Genomic DNA, 18683 nt, shown 5'->3' with positions numbered 1-18683 from the left:
GCCCGGTCCGGCGGGGCTGTGCCCCGTGCCCCGCGCCTCAATCGCCGGCGGGGCTTGGTGGGTTGCCCGTGCGGAGTTCCTGCTCGGGGGCGGAGGCGGTGCATCTCAGCCCGTGGGGCGTTCCTGGGCTCGGGGGCGTTGAGGTGGGCAGCTCCAGCCCGTCCGGCGTTTGAGGACACGCCCGCAGGGCGTGCCGTGCTGCCGGGGCGGGCGGGCTCCGGGTGGGGGGCCCGGCCCGGCGGGGCTCTGCCCCGCGCCCCGCGCCTCCATCGCCGGCGGGGCTTGGTGGGTCGGCGTGGCTCCGGGTGGGCGGCCCGTGCGGGCCTCGGGTGTGCGGCCCGGTCCGGAGGGACGCGGTCCGGTCAGCTCAGCAGTTCGCGGTAGAGGCGGGTGTACGCGGCGGCGCAGCGGTCGGGGCCGAAGCGGCCGGCGACCGTGGCGCGTCCGCGTTCGGCGATCCGGTCCCACCACCAGGGGCGGTCCAGCAACTGCCGCAGCAGATGGCCGGTGTGGTGGGGGTCGGCCGGCGGGGTGCGCAGCACGGTGTCGCTCAGCCCGGCGAACTCCGGCAGATCGCTGAGGATCGCCGGCCGGCCCGTCGCCAGCGCCCGCAGCACCATCGGCGGCACGTCCGCCCGGCCGGTCATCCGCCGGGGCACGTACAGGAGGACGTCCGCCGCGGCGAGCAGCCCGGGGAGGTCCCCGATGTGCCGCAGCACCTCCATGTCCAGCAGCCCCTCCCGCGCCGCGATGCCGCGCAGCAGGTCCTCCGGCGGCCGGGACGCCGCGGCGCCCGGGCCGTCCCCGGTCAGCGCCAGCACGAGCTGGAAGCGGGCGCCCGCCCGGGCCGCGACCCCGGCGGACAGCATGGCCTCCTCGGTGCCGCCGTCGCCGATCGCGAGCACCATCGGCGGGGTGCGTTCCTGCCGCCGCCGCAGCGGCCACAGGTCCAGCCGGATCGAGGGGTTCACCACCCGTACGTCACCGAAGCCGGCCTCCATGAGCTGCCGCGCGGTCGCCTCCGACAGGGCCACCGTCCGCCCCAGCGGCCGGCAGTCGGCCAGGTCGGCGCCCTCCACGGCGGCGGGCACGGTGTGCAGCACGGGGCGGCGGCCGGCCACCCGCGGCCACATCCGGGAGAACGCGGCGAAGCCGGGGCCGACGGGCAGCACGGCGTGCACCAGATCCGTGCGCCGGGCCGACAGTACCGCGGCCGTCAGGATCTGGAGCCGGACCGCGGGCGACGGCGCGCCCTCGCGGCTGATCACGGACACCCCCTGCCCGCCGGGCACCTCGCCGGCCCGCCGGACCCTGCCCCACCAGCGCCGGAACCAGGCGTACTCGACGTGCGGCACGGTGCCCAGCAGTTCGCGCGCGAGGTCGGTGCCGGGGGTCTCCGGCCCGTCCAGCGGCCCCGCGGTCAGCAGCAGCACTTGCGGCCCCCGTTCACCGGACATGACGTCCCCCCCGTCGGGGCGACGCGGGTCCGGGGGTGTCGCGGCGGCGGCTCGTGGGCGGGGGAGGTTCCGGACCGCCGTCCGAGTCGTCGGCGCCCCGGCTTCGGGAGGAGTGGGCGCCGGCCGAGCGCGAGCGCCTGCGCCGCGCGGTCGGGCACCGGCGGCGGGCGGCCGGGCGACGGTCCGGTGCGGCGTGGTGGAGGTGGTCGGTGGCCCGCCGTGCGGGATGCGTCCCCAGGCGCCGGCGGGCGGCGGGGGCGGGCCGCGCGGGCCAGTCCGTCACCCGGCGCAGCGGGTGCGGAACCGGCGGCGCCGCGGTGCGGCCGACCTGCTGTGAAGGCATCCGAACCTCTTCCCGTCCGCTCGCGGATCCGCACCGGGTCCGAGCGGCATCGGACCCCATACGGTACACAAGCCTGAATTCAGGCTAAACCCAACGAATTCCGGCAGTCAATGGAGCCGCCGCCCCGGGGGAGCCGGTCCCCGGGGCAGCGTTCACGCCCTGTCGCCGGGCGGCGGCGCAGCGCCGCCGCCCGGTGCCGCGCCCCGGCTCGGAGGGCGCCGCGCACCCGGCGTCAGCAACCGCAGCAGCCGCGGCAGCGCGGTCCGGGGGCGCTCCCGCAGCATCGTGCGCAGGATCCGCGTGCCGTCGCGGAACGTCGCGGCCCGCAACGCCTCCGGAGGGCGGGCGCGTTCCATCCCCGGGACCTCCGTGACCCGCAGGCCGTAGTGGAGCGCGTGCACGACCATCTCCGCGCCCAGCTCCACACCGTCGGGCCGCAGGTCCAGCACCGGGACGAACTCCCGCCGGAAGGCGCAGAAGCCGTACCACAGGTCGGTCAGACGCTGGCCGTACAGCCGGCGTGCGACGAACAGCAGCAGCACATGCCCGGCCCTGCGCACCAGCGGATAGCCCGCACTGCACCCGCCGGCGATGAAGCGCGACCCCTTGACGAAGTCGTACCCGCTGTCCAGGTAGTGCAGGTAGTGCGGGATCTCCTTCGGCGACATGCTCCCGTTGGACGCGATGAGCACCACCCGCTCACCGCACGCGGCGAGCATCCCGGCGTGCGGCACGTCGCCCTTGCGGGCGCCCGGCTGCTCGATCCTGCGCACGGCGCCCGCCACCGGCGCGGGCACCCGCACGCGCGCCAGCGCACGGGCGTCACCGACCAGGACGATCTCCTCGACGCAGCCCGGCACTTGCTCCAGCAGCCAGTCCGCGCCGCGGGCGTCGCCGCGCACGGGGACGACCAGGGAGACCGAGGGGCGCGACGGGGCGGGGGCCGGAGCGGCGGCCGCGGCCCGGTCGGGGGCGCGGTCCGTGGCCCGGCGCAGCGGATGACTGACCAAGGCGATCGCCTCCGGCGGAGCCGGCCCGTGCACCGACCGGTGCACTCGGACATTTCATGATGCTTCCGGCGTGCGCGGCGGGGCAAGCGGAACGGGCCCCGCACGCGCCGGGCAGCGCGCCGGGCACCGACAGGACTAGAATTCCGGCTATGGCCGGGCGAATCGAGGACTACGCCCTCATTGGCGACCGGGAGACCGCGGCACTCGTCGGGACCGACGGGTCGATCGACTGGATGTGCGCGCCCCGCTTCGATTCCCCCGCCTGTTTCGCCGCCCTCCTCGGCGACGAGGAGAACGGCCACTGGTGGATCGGTCCCGCCGACCGCCGGCGCTGCACCCGCCGCTCCTACCGCGGCGACACCCTCGTCCTCGACACCGTGTGGGAGACCACCGCGGGCGCCGTGCGCCTGACCGACTTCATGCCCTCACGCGGCTCCGGCCCCCTGGTCGTGCGCATCGTCGAGGGGCTGTCCGGCCGGGTCGAGATGGCCAGCGAACTGCGGCTGCGCTTCGACAACGGCCGGATCGTGCCCTGGTCCTGGAGCGTCGACGCCCGGACGGCGGCCGCCGTCGCCGGGCCGGACTCCGCCTTCCTCCACTGCGACCGCACCCTCGGCACGGACGTCAGCAGGCGCTGCACCTCGGCACGGTTCACCGTCCCGGCCGGGACGCGGATCGCCTTCGTCCTCGGCTGGAGCCCCTCCCACATCGCGCCGGACATGACGATCGACCCCCTGGCAGCCCTGGACCAGACCCTGGAGTTCTGGAGCTCCTGGGCCGCGAACTGCCGTTACCGGGGGCCCTTCTCCGACGCCGTCATGCGCTCCCTGATCACCCTCAAGGCGCTGACCTACGCCCCCACCGGCGGCATCGTCGCGGCCGTCACCTCCTCCGTCCCCGAGCACATCGGCGGGGAGCGCAACTGGGACTACCGCTTCTGCTGGCTGCGCGACTCGACGTTCACCCTCTCCTGCCTGCTGCGCAGCGGATACCGCGAGGAGGCCGTCGCCTGGAAGGACTGGCTGGTGCGGGCCATCGCCGGGGAACCGGCCGATCTCCAGCCGCTGTACGGCGTCGGCGGCCAGCGCCGGCTGGTCGAGAGCAACGCCGAGTGGCTCGCCGGCTACGAGGGCTCGCAGCCGGTGCGCTTCGGCAACGCCGCCGTCGGACAGCTCCAGCTCGACGTGTACGGCGAGGTCGTCAACACCGTCTACTCGGCGATGCGCGCGGAGGTGCCCATCGGCCGGCACGTCTGGGCGCTGCTCGCCTCGTTCATGGACTACCTGGGCAAGCACTGGAGGGAACCCGACGCCGGATTCTGGGAAGTTCGCGGCCCGCGCCGTCACTTCGTCCACTCCAAGGTGATGTCCTGGGTCGCGGCCGACCGCGCCCTGCGGATGGCCCGCGTCGCGGGCCTGCGGGGATCGGCGGACCGCTGGCGGGCGATGCGCGGCGAGATCGCCGAGGAGGTCTGCCGGCTCGGCTGGGACGACGAGCGCTCCACCTTCGTCCAGTACTACGGCACCCACCACGTCGACGCCTCCGCGCTGCTCCTGCCCCGCCTCGGCTTCCTGCGCCCCGACGACCCCCGGCTGCTGGGCACCATCGACGCCGTGCGGCGGCTCGGCGACGACGGCTTCCTGCGCCGCTACTCGACGGGCGGCGACGAGGTGCACGACGTCGACGGCCTCACCGGCGGCGAAGGCACCTTCCTCGCCTGCTCGTTCTGGTTCGCGGACGCCCTCGCGCTCACCGGGCGCCGGCACGAGGCGCGCGACGTCTTCGAACGGGTGCTGGACGTCCGCAACGACGTCGGGCTGCTCGCCGAGGAGTGGGACCCGGTGGTCCGCCGGCAACTCGGCAACACCCCGCAGGCGTTCAGCCATGTCGCCCTGGTCAACGCCGCCTTCGCGCTGCACGGCACCAGGGAGAACGGGCGCCGCCGGAGCGACCGGCGCAGCCCCGCCGGAGCCCACGCGTGAGGCACCCGCGCCGGCCGCCGGCGCGATCGCGTGCGGGGCCGCGCGTCCCCCGGACGATGCGCGAACCGTGAGAGCCCCTTCAGTGCCGGTGAATGTCCGTTTGTGCCGATGGCGGTGCGTGAGACAGGAGGAGCCCCATGGGCAGACGGGGCGTACGACAGCGGGGACGCGGCGGCGCCGCGGCGGCCGCGTGCACGGCCGCGGCCCTCGTCCTCGGCCTGGTGACCGGGTGTGCCGGCGGCGGGCCTTCCCCCACGCCCTCCGGCGGGCGCAGCGCGCAGGACACCTCGTACTTCACCGGCCTGCCCGCCCGGCCGGCCCCGGTCCTCGCCGTCAAGATCGACAACGTCCGCCCGGCCCGCCCCCACACCGGGCTCGGCCAGGCCGACCTCGTCTACGTCGAACAGGTCGAGGCGGGCCTCACCCGGATCCTCGCGGTGTTCTCCTCCCGGCTGCCGCCCCGCGTCGGCCCGGTGCGCAGCGCCCGTGAGTCCGACCTCGAACTGCTCCGGCAGTTCGACCGCCCGGCGCTCGCCTACTCCGGCGCCCAGACGGCGCTGCGTCCGCTGATCGAGGCCGCACCCCTGGAGGCGGTCCCGCCCGGCACGGCGCCGCGCGCATACGAACGCTCGGGCGACCGGCCCGCCCCGCACAACCTCTACCTGCGCCCCGAGCGCGCCCTGACCGCGGCGGGCGACGTCGGCGACGCCACCGACATCGGGCTGCGCTTCGGCCCCGCGCCCGAGGAGGGCCGCCCCGCCGCCACGCACACCGTGCGCTACCCCTCCGCCCGCTACACCTTCACCTGGTCCGCCGCCGACAAGGGCTGGCGCGTCGCGATGGACGGCACGCCGGCGGCCACCACCGACGGCGGTCCGCTCGCTCCGGCCACCGTCGTCGTGCAGTACACGACCGTCCGGCCCTCGGAGTTCGGCGACCGCTTCGGCGGTGTCACCCCCTACACCGAGACGGTCGGATCCGGGCGGGCCCTGGTGCTGCGCGACGGACGCGCGTTCGACACCCGCTGGGAGCGGCGGACGGCGACGGGCGACACCGTCTTCACCACCGCCGCGGGCGAGCGGATGACCTTCGCCCCCGGGCAGGTCTGGATCGTGCTCGCCCCGGAATGACCCCGGCACGGCGGGCCACGGCCCGCCGTGCGGCGGCACCGCCGATGTGGTGACGTCGTAGGAGGGCGGCCGAGGGAGGTGGCCTTGTTCGGGATACACGGGCGGCGCGACCGTGCGCGTGCCCGCCTGCGGGCGGCCGAGCGGGCACTGGACGCCATCGGCACGGCCCTCGACGAGCGGGTGCTGTGCGAGGAACTCGCCGGATACCTGTGCCCGGGGCTGTGCGACGCCGCCGCGGTCGACGTCCTGCCCGAGGCGGCGGCCGGCGCCGCCGCGGGAGCCCCCGGAGCCGGGGGCGCGACCGGGTCCGGGTCGGGGGACACGACCGGGGCTCCACCCGCGACCGGGTCCGGATCCGGGGCGGGGACCGGGAAACGGACCGCGCCCGGCGGGGAGTCCGGGAACGGGGCCGCGGCTGCGGCCGCACCCGTGGCCGGCAGTGGCGCCTCACCCGCCGCCGGGCCGCCCGGGGCCGCGGGGCCCCTGGTGCGCGCCGTCGCCCGGGGGCGTACCGAACTGCTGGGCGCTCCCGCCGCGCGGACCCCGCGCGGACGCGCCCCCACCGTGCTGCGGATCCCGATGCTCGCCCACGGCCGGGTCCACGGGGTGCTGGTCGCCGCCCGGGAGGGGAAGGGGTTCACCGGCGACGAGACCGGGAGCCTGCGCTACGCGGCGCATCTGACCGCGCTGCTGATCGGCCATGCCCGTGCCCACGCCTCCGCCCGCGGCACGGCGCTCAACCTCCAGCGCGCCCTGCTCGCCGAGCCCGGCCGGCCGCACCCGAACCTGGAGATCGCCACCCGCTATCTGCCGTCCGGCCGCAGCAACCTGGTCGGCGGCGACTGGTTCGAGACCGTCCGGCTGCACTACGGGCGCACCCTGCTCGTGGTGGGCGACGTGATGGGCCACGGCCTCGACGCCGCCGTCGACATGAACGCCTACCGCTCGGCCCTGCGCTACGTCGCCTCCGCCGACCTTCCGCCGCACCGGGTGCTGCGGCACCTCGACGCCACCGTGGCGGCCATGACGGACCGCAGGCCGGCCACCTGTCTGCTGGTGCGGGTGGATCCGGCGCGCGGGATGGCGACCTTCGCCGGCGCCGGCCATCTGCCCCCGGTGCTGTTCACCGCCGACGGCGACGCGGCACTGGTGCCCGTGCCGGTGGGGCCGCCCCTCGGCACCGGCGCGGGCGGGTACGAGCCGCTCACCCTGGCCCTCGGCGGCACCGAGACGCTGCTGATGTTCACCGACGGCCTCGTGGAGCGCAGGGACGAGGACATCGACGTCTCCCTGGCCCGTGTCACCGGGCGCTGGGCCGCGCCGGGCATCGGCGCCGAGGACTTGCTGGACGCCGTCCTCGCGCGGTGCGACGCCGAGCACGCCGAGGACGACGTCGCGGTGCTCGCCGCCCGCATCCGCCGGCGGCCCGCCGATGCGGACGGCGCGGGCCCGGGCTGAGCCCCCGCCCGCGGCGCACCCGTCCGGGCGGGGCTACCCGGCCCGGGGGAGCCGTCGCACCGACGGCAGCAGGAGCAGGACGCACATCACCGCCACGCCGATCACCGAGCCGCCCAGCAGCACCTGGCGCAGCCCCAGCACCTCCGCCGCGGGCCCCGCCAGGGCCCGGCCGGCCGCCAGCATCAGCAGCGAGCCCGCCACGTCGTAGGCGTGCAGCCGGTTGAGGGCCTCCTGGGGGACATGGGTCTGCACCGAGGTCGACCACATCACCAGCCAGAACGCGAACGAGGTGCCCAGCACGAACTGCCCGGCCCCCAGCACCGCCACGGGCGCGTCCGAGGCCAGCAGGACGGTGTTCACCGGCACACCGAGCAGCGCCACCGCGCCGGCGGCGAGCGGCCGCGCCGGGCGGGTGCGCAGGGCCAGCAGACCGCCGGCCGCGCTGCCCGCGCCGTTCACCGCCATCAGTACGCCGTAGGAGGCCGAGCCGTGCTCCTGCGTCACCAGGGTCGCGGTGAGCGGCAGCATCGGCCCGAGGACCGTCAGCCCGTAGACCGTCCACACCGCGATGACCTGCCACAGCCAGCTCCGGGCCAGGAACTCGCGCCAGCCGTCGACCAGTTCCGCCGCCATCGAGCCGCGCTTCGCGTCGTCGCCGGGGAGCGGGGCGAGGCGCATCAGGGCGAGGCAGACCGCGCTGACGCCGAAGGTGAGGGCGTTCGCCCCGAAGACCGCGCCCGCGCCGGCGAGGGAGACCACCAGACCGGCGAAGGCCGGGCCCGCCATGGTCATCAGCGCCTCGGACACCCGCAGCACGGCGTTGGCGCGCTGCACGTCCGGGGCGACCCGCGGGATGGTGCTGGCGACCCCGGGCTGGAACAGCGCGGCGCCGACACCCGCCAGCGCGCTGAGCGCGTACACCGCCCACAGCGGCGGGTTGCCGGTGGTGAACAGCACCGTCAGCACCACGCCGCCGACCAGTCGCAGGATGTCGGCGACGATCATCATGCGACGCGCGGTGAAACGATCCGCCAGCACCCCGCCGAAGAGCACCAGCAGGGCGAACGAGCCCATCCAGGACCCCAGGGCGTAGCCCACCGACGAGGCGGGCCGGCCGGCGTCGAGCAGCCCGGCGGCCAGGGCGACGGGGATCATGCCGTCCCCGAGGACCGCGACCGCGCGGGCCGCGAAGAAGAGCCGGAAGTTGCGGTTCCCGGGGCCCGGCCCCGGATCCGCCCGGAGCGGGGCGGGCGGATCCGGGAGCACGGGGGAGGCGGGGCCCTTCGGGCCCGTCGCGGTTTCGTCTGTCACGGACCCGAGGTCTACCAGTCGAGAGGTCTGGACCACTAGGGGATTGCGTCGCCTCCGCCCGTCCGTCCCCCGGTGGCCGGTTCCCGCCCCGGGCCGTGTCCCTCAGCCGGTGGCCGGGGCGAAGGCGCGCAGCCGCACCGGCAGGGTGCGCAGACCCTGGATCGGGATGGACGAGTAGCGGTCCGACCCGAACGACTCGTCGGCGGGCGCCAGCTCGGGGAAGCGCTCGAACAGCGTGCCGAGGGCGACCTCGATCTCCAGCCGGGCCAGCCGCGCCCCCAGGCAGTAGTGGGCCCCGAAGCCGAAGGCGGCGTGGTCGCGGCGGGTGGAGCGGGTGTGGTCGAAGCGCTCGGGGTCGCTGTGGCGGCCCGGGTCCCGTCCCACGGTGAAGAGGCTGGCGATCACGGGATCGCCCTGGGCCACCCGCACACCCGCGATCTCGGTGTCCCTGACGGCGTAGCGCATCAGCGCGTGCGGCACCGGCGACGAGAAGCGCAGCCCCTCCTCGGCGGCGTCCGCCCACTTCCCGGGCGCGTCGGAGGCCAGCACCCGCTCCAGGGCCGCGGGGTCGTCCAGCAGGGCGTGCACCGTGTTGGTGATGGCGTGGATGCTCGTCTCGTGACCGGCGATCATGATGAGGAACAGGGTCTCCACCAGCTCCTGCTCGCTCAGCCGGTCCTCGTCGTCCCTGGCCTGGATCAGGGCCGTGGTCAGATCGTCCCCGGGCGCGGCGCGCTTGGCGCGGATCAGTTCCCCGAGGGAGGCGTAGATGGCCCCCACGGCCTCCTGGATGTTCCCGCCGTCGCCCGGCGCGCCGGGGGTGACCAGGCGCTCGAAGCGGTCGCGCAGCTCCGACACCGCGGTGTCGGGCACGCCCAGCAGCTCGCAGACCACCCGCACCGGAAGCGGGTACGCGTAGCTCTCCCGCAGATCCACCACCCCGCCGTCCCCGCGGTCGGCCGCGTCCAGCAGCTCCCGCGCTATCTCCGCCACCCGCGGACGCATCGCCTCGATCGGCGCCCGGGTGAAGGCGGCACTCGCCAGACTCCGGAGTCTTCGGTGGTCGTCACCCCCCTGGTGGAGCATCGCCGCACCGCGTACCACGGCGATCAGCTCCCAGTCGTCCGGTATCCGCCCCTCGACGAGATCCGGCCAGTGGGCCGCGTCCTTGGTGAGGTCCTCGTGGGCCAGCACCTGCTGCGCCGTCACCAGATCGGTCGCCGACCAGGCCGCGACCCCGCCCGGCAGCTCGACGGCTACCAGGGGCCCGAGCGCGCGCAACTCCCTGGCCTGGGCCACCGGATCGGCCTGCGGGTCGAGTACGTACGGCTTACGACGCTTGAGTTCCACGAACGCTCCATGGCTTGAAGATGATCCTTTCCAGCGCAGCGTAATCAGGCCACGGCCACGCGCACAGAGGGCACCGACCCCTATAAAGCGGGACAGGAGGCGCCGGACGGGCATGGCGCCGCCCGCAGCGGGCACCCGGGCGTCTGGGCAGGCAGCGTCGCGCCCGCTGGCGGAGAATCGACGTGCTGGCGGCTCGCCCCCACGGCCCGCCCCGCGGCCCCCGGACCGCCGGGACAGGGGGGAGACACCGCAGCCGGCGAGGAGACCTCACCGTCGCAGAAGGGACACAGAAACCGTGGCACGACCGACGATTCTCGTGGTGGGCGCCGGCTTCGCCGGAGTCGAGTGCGTACGCCGCCTGGAACGCGAACTGTCCCCAGGGGAAGCCGAGATCCTCCTGGTGACGCCGTTCTCCTACCAGCTCTACCTGCCGCTGCTGCCCCAGGTCGCCGCCGGCGTGCTGACACCCCAGTCGGTCGCCCTGTCCCTGCGGCGCAGCACCCGCCACCGCACCCGTATCGTCCCCGGCGGCGCCATCGGCATCGACACCGCCGCCAAGGCGGTCGTCGTCCGCAAGATCACCGGGGAGACCGTCGCCCAGCGCTACGACCATCTGGTCCTCGCGCCCGGCAGCATCACCCGGACCTTCGACATCCCCGGACTGGTCGAACACGCGCGCGGGATGAAGACGCTCGCCGAAGCCGCCTACATCCGCGACCACGTCATCGCCCAGCTCGACATCGCGGACGCGAGCCACGACGAGGCCGAGCGGGCCTCCCGGCTCCAGTTCGTGGTCGTCGGCGGCGGATACGCGGGCACCGAGACCGCGGCCTGCCTGCAACGCCTCACCACGGCCGCCGTCAAGCGCTACCCGCGCCTGGACCCCCGCCAGATCAAGTGGCACCTGATCGACATCGCCCCGAAGCTGATGCCCGAACTCGGCGACCGGCTCGGCGCCGTCGCCCTGGACATCCTGCACCGGCGCGGCATCGAGGTCTCCCTCGGCGTCTCCGTCGCCAAGGCCGGCCCGGAGACCGTCACCTTCACCGACGGCCGCGAACTGCCCTGCCGCACCCTCATCTGGACGGCCGGAGTCGCGGCCAGCCCCCTGATGGCCACCCTCGGCACCGAGACGGTCAAGGGCCGGCTGCTGGTACGGCCCGACATGACCGTCCCCGGCGCGGACGGGGTCTTCGCCCTCGGCGACGCCGCGGCCGTGCCCGACCTCGCGAAGGGCGACGGCGCCGTCTGCCCGCCCACCGCCCAGCACGCCATGCGCCAGGGCCGCAAGGCCGCCGCCAACGTCATCGCCTCCCTGCGCGGCGCGCCGCTGGAGCCCTATGTGCACAAGGACCTCGGGCTCGTCGTCGACCTGGGCGGCAAGGACGCCGTCTCCAAGCCGCTCGGCATCGAACTGCGCGGACTGCCCGCACAGGTCGTGGCCCGCGGCTACCACTGGGGCGCCGTGCGCACCGGGGTCGCCAAGACCCGGGTCCTCACCAACTGGCTGCTCAACGCCGTGGCCGGGGACGACTTCGTGCGCACCGGCTTCCTGGCCCGCAAGCCCGGCACGCTGCGGGACTTCGAGTACACCGACGCGTACCTCAGCGACGACCAGGTCCGCGAGCACACCGCCGCGCTGCGCGCCGGCATCTGAGACTCCCCGGGACGGGCGCGGCCGCGCCCGTCCCGGGGACCGCCTCGTGCGCGGGGCCCGTGCGCCGGGCCACGGCTCACCCGTCCGCGGCTCGGATGCCGGGCCACGGCTCACCCGTCCGCGGCTCGGATGCCGGGCCACGGCTCACCCGTCCGCGGCTCGGATACCGGGCCACGGCTCACCCGTCCGCGGCTCAGGCGCTCGGCACGGGGCTGCTCACCCATCCGGCGGACAGCACCAGTGACGAGGTCCGGTGCACCGTCAGGAATCCGAACGGGCGGTCGAAGACGGCTTCCACCCGCCGGACCACGTGCCGTGCCGCCCGGGGCGCCCCGCCCGCCCGGGTGCCCACGGCCGACACCGACGCCGTCTCGAAGCCGTCGGCGTCGAACACCGCCATCACCGACTGCGCCGCCGCGGCCGGCGCCGTCGCCCGCGAACCGATCCCGGGGAAGTGCCCGCCGCCGCCCAGGGCGTCGGCGAGTCCGGCCAGCGCCTCCTGCTCCAGCAGATCGTGATCCGAGCGCAGCATGAACGGGCTGACGCGTGCGTGCAGTTGCGGATCCCGCCGGGTGGCGGGCACCGTGCCGACGCTCACCCCGGGGCCGGCCGCCCCGATGGGCAGCCGGTCGGCGGGCACGGCGGTGCGGCGGCCGGACAGCACCCCGATGCCGCCTTCCAGGACCGCGCCCGGCGCCATGTCCTCGCCGCCCAGCAGCAGATGGACGTCGATCCCGGTGTCGCCCAGCACCCTGAGCACCGACACCGGCCCGGCGTCCGTCGCCGCCACCCCCAGGCCGGCGAGCAGCGACGTCGTCCGGGCGAGCCCCGCCAGGGAACGCCCCGCCCACGGCCCGGACGCCGGAGACAGCCGGACCTCCCGGAAGCCCTGGAGCCACCGGGTGCGCACCGCCTGGGCGGCCGCGAGCACGAGTTCCGTCCCCTCGGCGCAGACCGGCGGCATCGCGCCGATCAGCCCGCCGGTGCGGGCGGACGCCCAGGCGTCCAGGGCGGCGGTGTCGGCCACCGGGTCGCCGGTCAGGCGGCCCAGCGTGTCCGGTGGCAGCTCCGCCACCCACTCCGGCCGCAGCGCAAGCCCCTCGGCGGCCCACAGACCCGTCGCCGAGCGCAGGCCCCGCACGTCCGCGAGCGCGGCCGTCAGCTCCCGCGCGGCGAACGCCGCCTCACCGCGGGGCATGCCGACGGCGTCCTCCAGCCCGGGCGCGGCACGCTCGTCGGCGGCGGCGCCGAGCAGGGCCAGCAGCGGCCACACACCGGCCGCCGAGAAGACGGTGTCCCCGCCGTCCGCGGTGGCCGCCCAGCGGGCGGTGAGCCCGTTCACCGCGCGCACGGCCCGCTCCGCCGGTCGCATCCGCGTCCCCCTCCGTCGCAGCGCGGCCCTCCCGCCGGGCGCACGCGGCAGCACGCTATCCCTCCGGGCCCCGTCCGGCCCAGAGCATTCCCGGCCGTCGCACCCGTATGACCTGGGCGGACGCGGACGAACCGGGGTTGGTCCGGCCGAGCCCGTGTCCCCGGGGCCGTCCGCGCCGTTGGAAGGGCCATGAAGAAGCGCAGCATCCTTGCCGTCATGTCCTTCGCCACCGGCGCGGTCATCGCCGCCGTCAGCCCGCCGCCCGCGGCCCAGGCGGACGCCCTCGACGGGGCGCTGAACCCCGGGGACGCCCTGAGCCAGCTGGACACGCTCCCCACCGACCTCACCGGCGAGACCACTGCGATCACCGGCGACGCGCCCATCTCGTAGGGCTCGGTTCGCCTCCGGGGCGCTCAAGACGGTCCCGACGGTCGACCGTGCTCGATCCCTCGTTCCTCGGGACCTCCGCGCGCTCTCCCTTTCGGCACCGCCCGCGCCCCTTCGGCTCACTCGCCACGGGCGCACCGCACTCCCTCCTTCAGCCCACGTGCCGAAGGGCGCACCGCCCGCGCCCCTTCAGGACACGCGAACCGGCCCCCGACCCCTCGGCGGGGGCGGGGGCCGGCTCGTTCGGCGGGACGGGGTGTCAGCCGCGGGACTCGATGTACTCCTTGGAGGCGGGCAGCTCGTGGGCGTCCTCCACCAGGACCGTCCCGCCGGCCGCCTTCTTGTCCGGCTTGGTGATGTACGTGTGGTACGTCGCCGGGCGCGACACGTCCGAGAAGTTCTGCGGCGTGCCCAGGCCGGTGTCCACCGCCGACTGCGAGCGGTGCGCCTTGACCAGGCCCTCGCGGCTCAGGTCCTTCGCCTCGCAGGCCGCCTTCAGGTCGGCCGCCATGAGCTGGGCCGCGTTGTAGCCGGACAGCACACCCGAGTCCACCGGGGAGCCCGGGTACTTCTTGGTGTAGTCGGCCACCATCTTCTTCACCGCGGGCAGTTCGGAGCTGACGGGCGGGGCGGCGCTGACGACGTGCAGCATGGCGGCGAGCGCGGGCTCGGCCGGGGTCTCCATGAGCTGCGGGGCGAAGCCCGGCGCGCTGGTGACGACCGGCACCTGCATGCCCCGCGAGGCCGCGACGCCCACCAGGGACGCGGTCTGCGCCGGTCCGGCGCTGATCAGGATCGCCTTCACGCCCTCCTTGCGCAGCGCGGTGACCTGCGCGGACAGGTCCGTGTCGGTGGCCTTGATCTTCTGGCCGACCACCGTGACGCCGGCCTTCCCGGCCGCCCAGGTGGAGCCCTCCAGGGCGTTGGAGCCGTAGTCGCCCTCGAAGTACACGTGGCCGATCTTGTCGCCCTTCGCGACGCCCTTGGTGCGGGTCAGGAAGTCGACCGCGCTGATCATGTCGATGTCGTAGGTGGTGCCGAGCACCTGGACGGCGTCCTTGCCCAGCAGGGACGCGGCCCACGCCTGCGGGAAGGTGAGGACCTTGTCGCGCTGGATGTCGTCGAGCAGGCCCGCGACCACGGGGGAGCCGATCACCTGCGGCATGGCGACGATCGACGGGGAGATCTCGGTGTACGCGGACACCGCCTTCTGCACGTCGTAGCCGTGGTCCTTGACGGTGATGGCCACCTTGCGGCCGCAGATGCCGCCCTGGGCGTTCACGTCGTCGGCCCACATCTGCTGGGCCTGCACGATGCTCTTGCCGAGGGTGGCGTAGGGGCCGCTCAGGTCGGTGAGCGCGCCCAGGGTGATGGCGTCCGCCGTGACCCCGGGGCCGCCCTTGACCCCGTCGGCGCCGGCGTCGTCGGTCGAGCTGCCACCGGACTTGGTGCTGCATCCGGCGCCTGCGAGGACGAAGGCCGCGCAGGAGACGGCGATGGCGGTTCTTGCGGTGCGGTTCACGAGATGTGCTCCTTGGGTCGGGCGGCGGGGCCGGAGGGGTCGGACGGTGCGGCGGCGGGCGACGGCGTCCGGGCGGGGCCGCGGCGCAGGCGCTGCCGTGCCCTGCGCGCGAGACCGTGCAGGCCGTCGGGGGCGAAGAGCAGGATGAGGATGATCGCGACGCCGTAGAGGTAGCGGGACGCCTCGGTCGGGCCCACGGCGTGACCGGGGGCCCCCGGGGCGGCGACCAGCGGGAGCTGGTCGGCGTACCGGGCCATCAGCAGCGGCAGCGCGGTGACGAACACCGCGCCGGCGGTTGCCCCCGCCACCGAGCCGAGCCCGCCGATGACGATCATGGCCAGATAGTCGATGGACAGCGCGAGCCCGAAGTAGTCGGGCACGATCCGGCGGAACGCGAGGGCCAGCAGCACTCCGGCGAGCCCCGCGTACATCGACGACAGCACGAAGGCGGACGAGCGGTGCCGGGCGAGGGAGACGCCCATCACGGCGGCCGCCGTCTCGCTGTCGCGCAGCGCGGTGAGCGCCCGGCCGGGGCGGCCGCGCAGGATGCCGCGGGCGGTGAACCAGGTGAGCGCGAGGAGCGCGATCCCGAGGTACCACAGCCGCTCCTCGGCGCCGAACGGCACACCGAGGACGACCAGTTCGGGGTCGGTGGCGGCGAAGGTGAACCCGCCGATCTCCATCGGCGGCACCGAGCGGCCGTTGAAGCCGCCGGTGACCGGCTCCGCGCTGAGCATCACATGGTGGCCGATGAACACCAGGGCCAGCGTGGCCACTCCGAGGTACACCCCGCGCACCCGTGCGGCGACCGGGCTGAACAGCCCGCCCGCGGCGCCGGCCAGCGCGACCGCGAGCACCAGCGCCACGGCGGGCGGCAGCCCGGGCCCCGGCTCGCCGGCCAGCCACACGTACCCGTAGGCGCCGACGGCGAGGAAGAACGCGTGGCCGAGGGAGAGCTGCCCCGCGGTGCCGGAGAGCACGTTGAGCCCGACGGCGCCGATCGCGGCCGCCATCGCGAACAGGCCCACCTGGAGCCAGAAGGCGTCGACGTACAGCGGGAGCACACACAGCAGGACCAGTCCCGCGGCCTTCACGATGCGGTCAGACACGGACGGACTCCTTCGCACCGAACAGCCCGGCGGGCCGCACCAGCAGGACCAGCACCATCACGGCGTACGGGGCGACGTCGCCGAACCCGTCGCCGAGCACCGACAGTTCGGACTGGTAGCCCGCGACCACGGCCTCGGTCACCCCGATCAGCAGGCTGCCGGCGAGCGCCCCGGGCGGTGACGTCATCCCGCCGAGGATGGCCGCGGGGAACGCCTTCAGCGCGATCTGCCCGGTGGTGCGCTCCAGGCCCGGCGCGGGGAAGGCGGCGAGGAACACCGCGGCGAGCGCCGCGAGCAGGCCCGCGAGGCACCAGGACAGGGTGCGGATGCGGCTCAGGCGGATGCCCATCAGCGCCGCGGCCTCCCGGTCCTCGGCCGCCGCGCGCAGCGACAGTCCCCAGCCGGTGTACCGGAACAGCGCGAACACACCGCCGATGACCAGGACGGAGGTCACGATCGCGGCGATCCTGCTGTGCGCGACGGTCACCGATCCGAGGGTGGCGACCGAGCCGCCCCACGGGTCGCCCAGCGACAGCAGGTCGCCGCCGATCCGCCGGGCGAGGTCGGTCATCAGGACGATGTCCACGCCGATCGTCAGGATCGTGAGCACATGCGCGGTGTGCGGGTCGGTGCCGAGCCGCCGCAGCAGCACCCGGTCGACCAGCCCGGCCACCGCGGCGGTGGCCAGCACCGCGACCGCGAGCGCGCCGGCGAAGCCCAGGCTGTCGTGGAGGACCGCGGTCAGATAGCCGCCGAGCAGCAGCAGGGAGCCGTGGGCGAAGTTCATCACGCCCGAGGCCTTGAAGATGATGACGAAGCCGAGTGCCACGAGGGCGTAGACCGAGCCGAGGGCCAGCCCGTTCAGCACGATGTCGAGCACGGTGTTCATGGGGTTCGCTCCTCGGTGGCGGGGGCGCCGAGATAGGCGCGGCGGACCTCCGGGTCGGCCTGCACGACATCGGGCGCGCCGGCGGCGATCCGCCGCCCGAAGTCGAGGACGGTGACGTCCTCGGCCAGGCGCATGACGAGGGCCATGTCGTGCTCCACCAGCAGTACGGACAGGCCGAGTTCCTCGCGCACGGTGCGCAGGACCTCGACGGTGCGGGCGCGTTCGCCGCCGTTCATGCCGGCGACCGGCTCGTCGAGCAGCAGGACGCGCGGTTCGAGACACAGGGCGCGGGCCAGTTCGACCCGCTTGCGGTCGCCGTAGGAGAGCAGCGCCACCGGGCTGTCGAAGAGCGGTCCGAGGCCCGTCAGTTCGGCGATCTCACGGGCCCGGGCGCGGTGTTCGCGCTGTTCGCGGACGGCGCTGGGCAGGCGCAGCGCGCTGGCCGCGAAGCCGGCCCTGGACAGGGTGTGCCGGCCGAGCATCAGGTTGTCGCCGACGGTGCCCGCGGTGACGACGATGTTCTGGAAGGTGCGGGCGACGCCGAGCGAGGCGATCTTGTGGACGGGCAGACCCGTCAGCTCCTGCTCGCCCAGGCTGACCGTGCCGGAGTCGGGACGGGTCAGACCGGACAGGACGTTGAAGCAGGTCGACTTGCCGGCGCCGTTGGGGCCGATCAGCGCGTGGATGGTGCCGGGCGCGACGGTGAACGACAGGTCGTCGAGCGCGGTCAGACCCGCGAAGCGCACCGTGATGCCGCGGACGTGCAGCGGCGGGGGAGCAGTGCTCACGCGGCGCCCTTCCCCTCGTCGGCGGGCGCGGGAGCGGACGCCGCGCCGGCGGGGGTCGCGGCCCCGTCACCGGCCGCGCCCGGGTCCTCGCCGAGGTACAGACGGCGCACCGCGTCGGTGCGGGCCAGTTCCCCGGCGGGGCCGGAGAGCCGCACCTCGCCGACGTCGAGGACGTACGCCTCGTCGGCCAGCGCCAGCGCCATCGCCGCGTTCTGCTCGACGAGCAGCACGGAGGTGCCCTGGGCGTTGATCTCCCGCACCACCTCGGCGATCCGCTCCACCATCAGCGGGGCGAGGCCGAGCGAGGGCTCGTCCAGCAGCAGCAGCTTGGGCGCGGCCATCAGCGCGCGGCCGATGGCGAGCATCTGCTGCTCGCCGCCCGAGAGCAGACCGGCCCGCTGGGCCGTCCGCTCGGCGAGCCGCGGGAACAGGCCGAACACCCTGTCGCGCGCCTCCCGCACCTGGGCGGGGGCCCGGCGGCCGAGGCCGAGGCCGCCGGCCCGCAGGTTGTCGTCGACGCTCAGGCCGGCGAACACCCGCCGGCCCTCCGGGACCTGGACGACGCCCGCCCGTACGGCGGCGACCGGGTCCTGGCCGTCGAGCGTCACCTCGCCGTAGCGGATGGTGCCGCCGGTGACGGCCCCGTGGTGCATCCGCAGCGTCCCGGAGACGGCGCGCAGCAGGGTCGTCTTGCCGGCGCCGTTGGCACCGAGCAGGGCCACGACCCCGCCGTGCGGCACGTCGAGCCGCACGCCGTTCAGGGCGGTCACGGCCCGGCCGTACTGCACGTCGAGGGCGTCGACGCACAGGGCCGGACGGCTGTCGGGGGGTGGTTGGGGCATCACGGCTCCTCGGTTCCGCGCGGCGGCGGAGTCGGACGGAGGGAGGGACGGCGCTACGACAACACGGCCGCGACGA

Annotated in this window: 15 protein-coding genes; 5 read left to right on the top strand and 10 right to left on the bottom strand. The window is 75.3% G+C overall.

The genetic code is table 11. The annotated features are described in order from the left end of the window. Positions 1–362 precede the first annotated feature (362 nt). Positions 363–1457 carry a glycosyltransferase gene (locus JE024_RS01835; protein WP_205371870.1) on the bottom strand — a complete coding sequence of 365 codons (1095 nt, stop codon included), beginning with the start codon at positions 1455–1457 and terminating at the stop codon, positions 363–365. A gap of 495 nt (positions 1458–1952) precedes the next feature. Next, entirely contained in the window at positions 1953–2810 is an 858-nt protein-coding gene (locus JE024_RS01830; RefSeq protein ID WP_205371869.1) for a glycosyltransferase family protein, read from the bottom strand. Positions 2811–2959: 149 nt separating this feature from the next. On the opposite strand from JE024_RS01830, the gene JE024_RS01825 reads away from it, so the two are divergent. From JE024_RS01825 to JE024_RS40830, 3 genes are all read left to right on the top strand, one after another. Continuing rightward, positions 2960–4792 carry a glycoside hydrolase family 15 protein gene (locus JE024_RS01825; RefSeq protein WP_205371868.1) on the top strand — a complete coding sequence of 611 codons (1833 nt, stop codon included), beginning with the start codon at positions 2960–2962 and terminating at the stop codon, positions 4790–4792. 137 nt (positions 4793–4929) lie between these two features. Next, positions 4930–5922, top strand: a complete 993-nt coding sequence (locus JE024_RS01820) for a DUF3048 domain-containing protein (RefSeq protein WP_205371867.1) — start codon at positions 4930–4932, stop codon at positions 5920–5922. An 84-nt stretch (positions 5923–6006) separates the two neighbouring features. Then, complete coding sequence (locus JE024_RS40830; protein ID WP_244882515.1) at positions 6007–7380, top strand: PP2C family protein-serine/threonine phosphatase; 1374 nt, start codon at positions 6007–6009, stop codon at positions 7378–7380. A 33-nt stretch (positions 7381–7413) separates the two neighbouring features. Here the strand turns inward: JE024_RS40830 and JE024_RS01810 are convergent, their stop codons facing one another. Then, a complete protein-coding gene (locus JE024_RS01810) occupies positions 7414–8691 on the bottom strand; it encodes an MFS transporter (protein ID WP_205371866.1) in 1278 nt (425 codons plus the stop codon). Positions 8692–8793: 102 nt separating this feature from the next. Continuing rightward, positions 8794–10041: a cytochrome P450 family protein gene (locus tag JE024_RS01805; RefSeq protein WP_205371865.1), complete on the bottom strand. Its 1248-nt coding sequence runs from the start codon at positions 10039–10041 to the stop codon at positions 8794–8796. Positions 10042–10336: 295 nt separating this feature from the next. On the opposite strand from JE024_RS01805, the gene JE024_RS01800 reads away from it, so the two are divergent. Then, positions 10337–11698 (top strand): NAD(P)/FAD-dependent oxidoreductase, encoded by a 1362-nt coding sequence (locus JE024_RS01800; protein WP_205371864.1) that lies wholly within the window; start codon positions 10337–10339, stop codon positions 11696–11698. Between the two features lie 193 nt (positions 11699–11891). Here the strand turns inward: JE024_RS01800 and JE024_RS01795 are convergent, their stop codons facing one another. Then, positions 11892–13070: a proteinase inhibitor I4 serpin gene (locus tag JE024_RS01795; RefSeq protein ID WP_205371863.1), complete on the bottom strand. Its 1179-nt coding sequence runs from the start codon at positions 13068–13070 to the stop codon at positions 11892–11894. Positions 13071–13259: 189 nt separating this feature from the next. Between JE024_RS01795 and JE024_RS01790 the strand changes: the two genes are divergently transcribed. Beyond that, positions 13260–13460: a hypothetical protein gene (locus JE024_RS01790; RefSeq protein WP_205371862.1), complete on the top strand. Its 201-nt coding sequence runs from the start codon at positions 13260–13262 to the stop codon at positions 13458–13460. A 256-nt stretch (positions 13461–13716) separates the two neighbouring features. On the opposite strand, the gene JE024_RS01785 is transcribed toward JE024_RS01790, so the two are convergent. From JE024_RS01785 to JE024_RS01765, 5 genes are read right to left on the bottom strand one after another with little or no spacing between them, the layout of a single operon-like run. Further along, complete coding sequence (locus tag JE024_RS01785) at positions 13717–14979, bottom strand: ABC transporter substrate-binding protein (RefSeq protein WP_205371861.1); 1263 nt, start codon at positions 14977–14979, stop codon at positions 13717–13719. Further along, a complete protein-coding gene (locus JE024_RS01780; protein ID WP_244882513.1) occupies positions 14976–16088 on the bottom strand; it encodes a branched-chain amino acid ABC transporter permease in 1113 nt (370 codons plus the stop codon). Before JE024_RS01780 ends, JE024_RS01785 begins: the two co-directional genes overlap by 4 nt. Beyond that, entirely contained in the window at positions 16081–16977 is an 897-nt protein-coding gene (locus JE024_RS01775; protein ID WP_205371859.1) for a branched-chain amino acid ABC transporter permease, read from the bottom strand. The genes JE024_RS01780 and JE024_RS01775 overlap by 8 nt, the downstream gene beginning before the upstream one ends. Then, the gene (locus JE024_RS01770; protein WP_205371858.1) at positions 16974–17765 is read right to left on the bottom strand and encodes an ABC transporter ATP-binding protein; all 792 of its coding nucleotides are present in this window, start codon (positions 17763–17765) and stop codon (positions 16974–16976) included. The genes JE024_RS01775 and JE024_RS01770 overlap by 4 nt, the downstream gene beginning before the upstream one ends. After that, a complete protein-coding gene (locus JE024_RS01765) occupies positions 17762–18607 on the bottom strand; it encodes an ABC transporter ATP-binding protein (protein ID WP_205371857.1) in 846 nt (281 codons plus the stop codon). Before JE024_RS01765 ends, JE024_RS01770 begins: the two co-directional genes overlap by 4 nt. Positions 18608–18683: the final 76 nt, after the last annotated feature.

Source organism: Streptomyces zhihengii, assembly GCF_016919245.1.
Taxonomy (GTDB): Bacteria; Actinomycetota; Actinomycetes; order Streptomycetales; family Streptomycetaceae; genus Streptomyces; species Streptomyces zhihengii.
The sequence above is the reverse complement of the archived record's forward strand: the minus strand, read 5'-3'. Positions and strand labels throughout refer to the sequence as shown.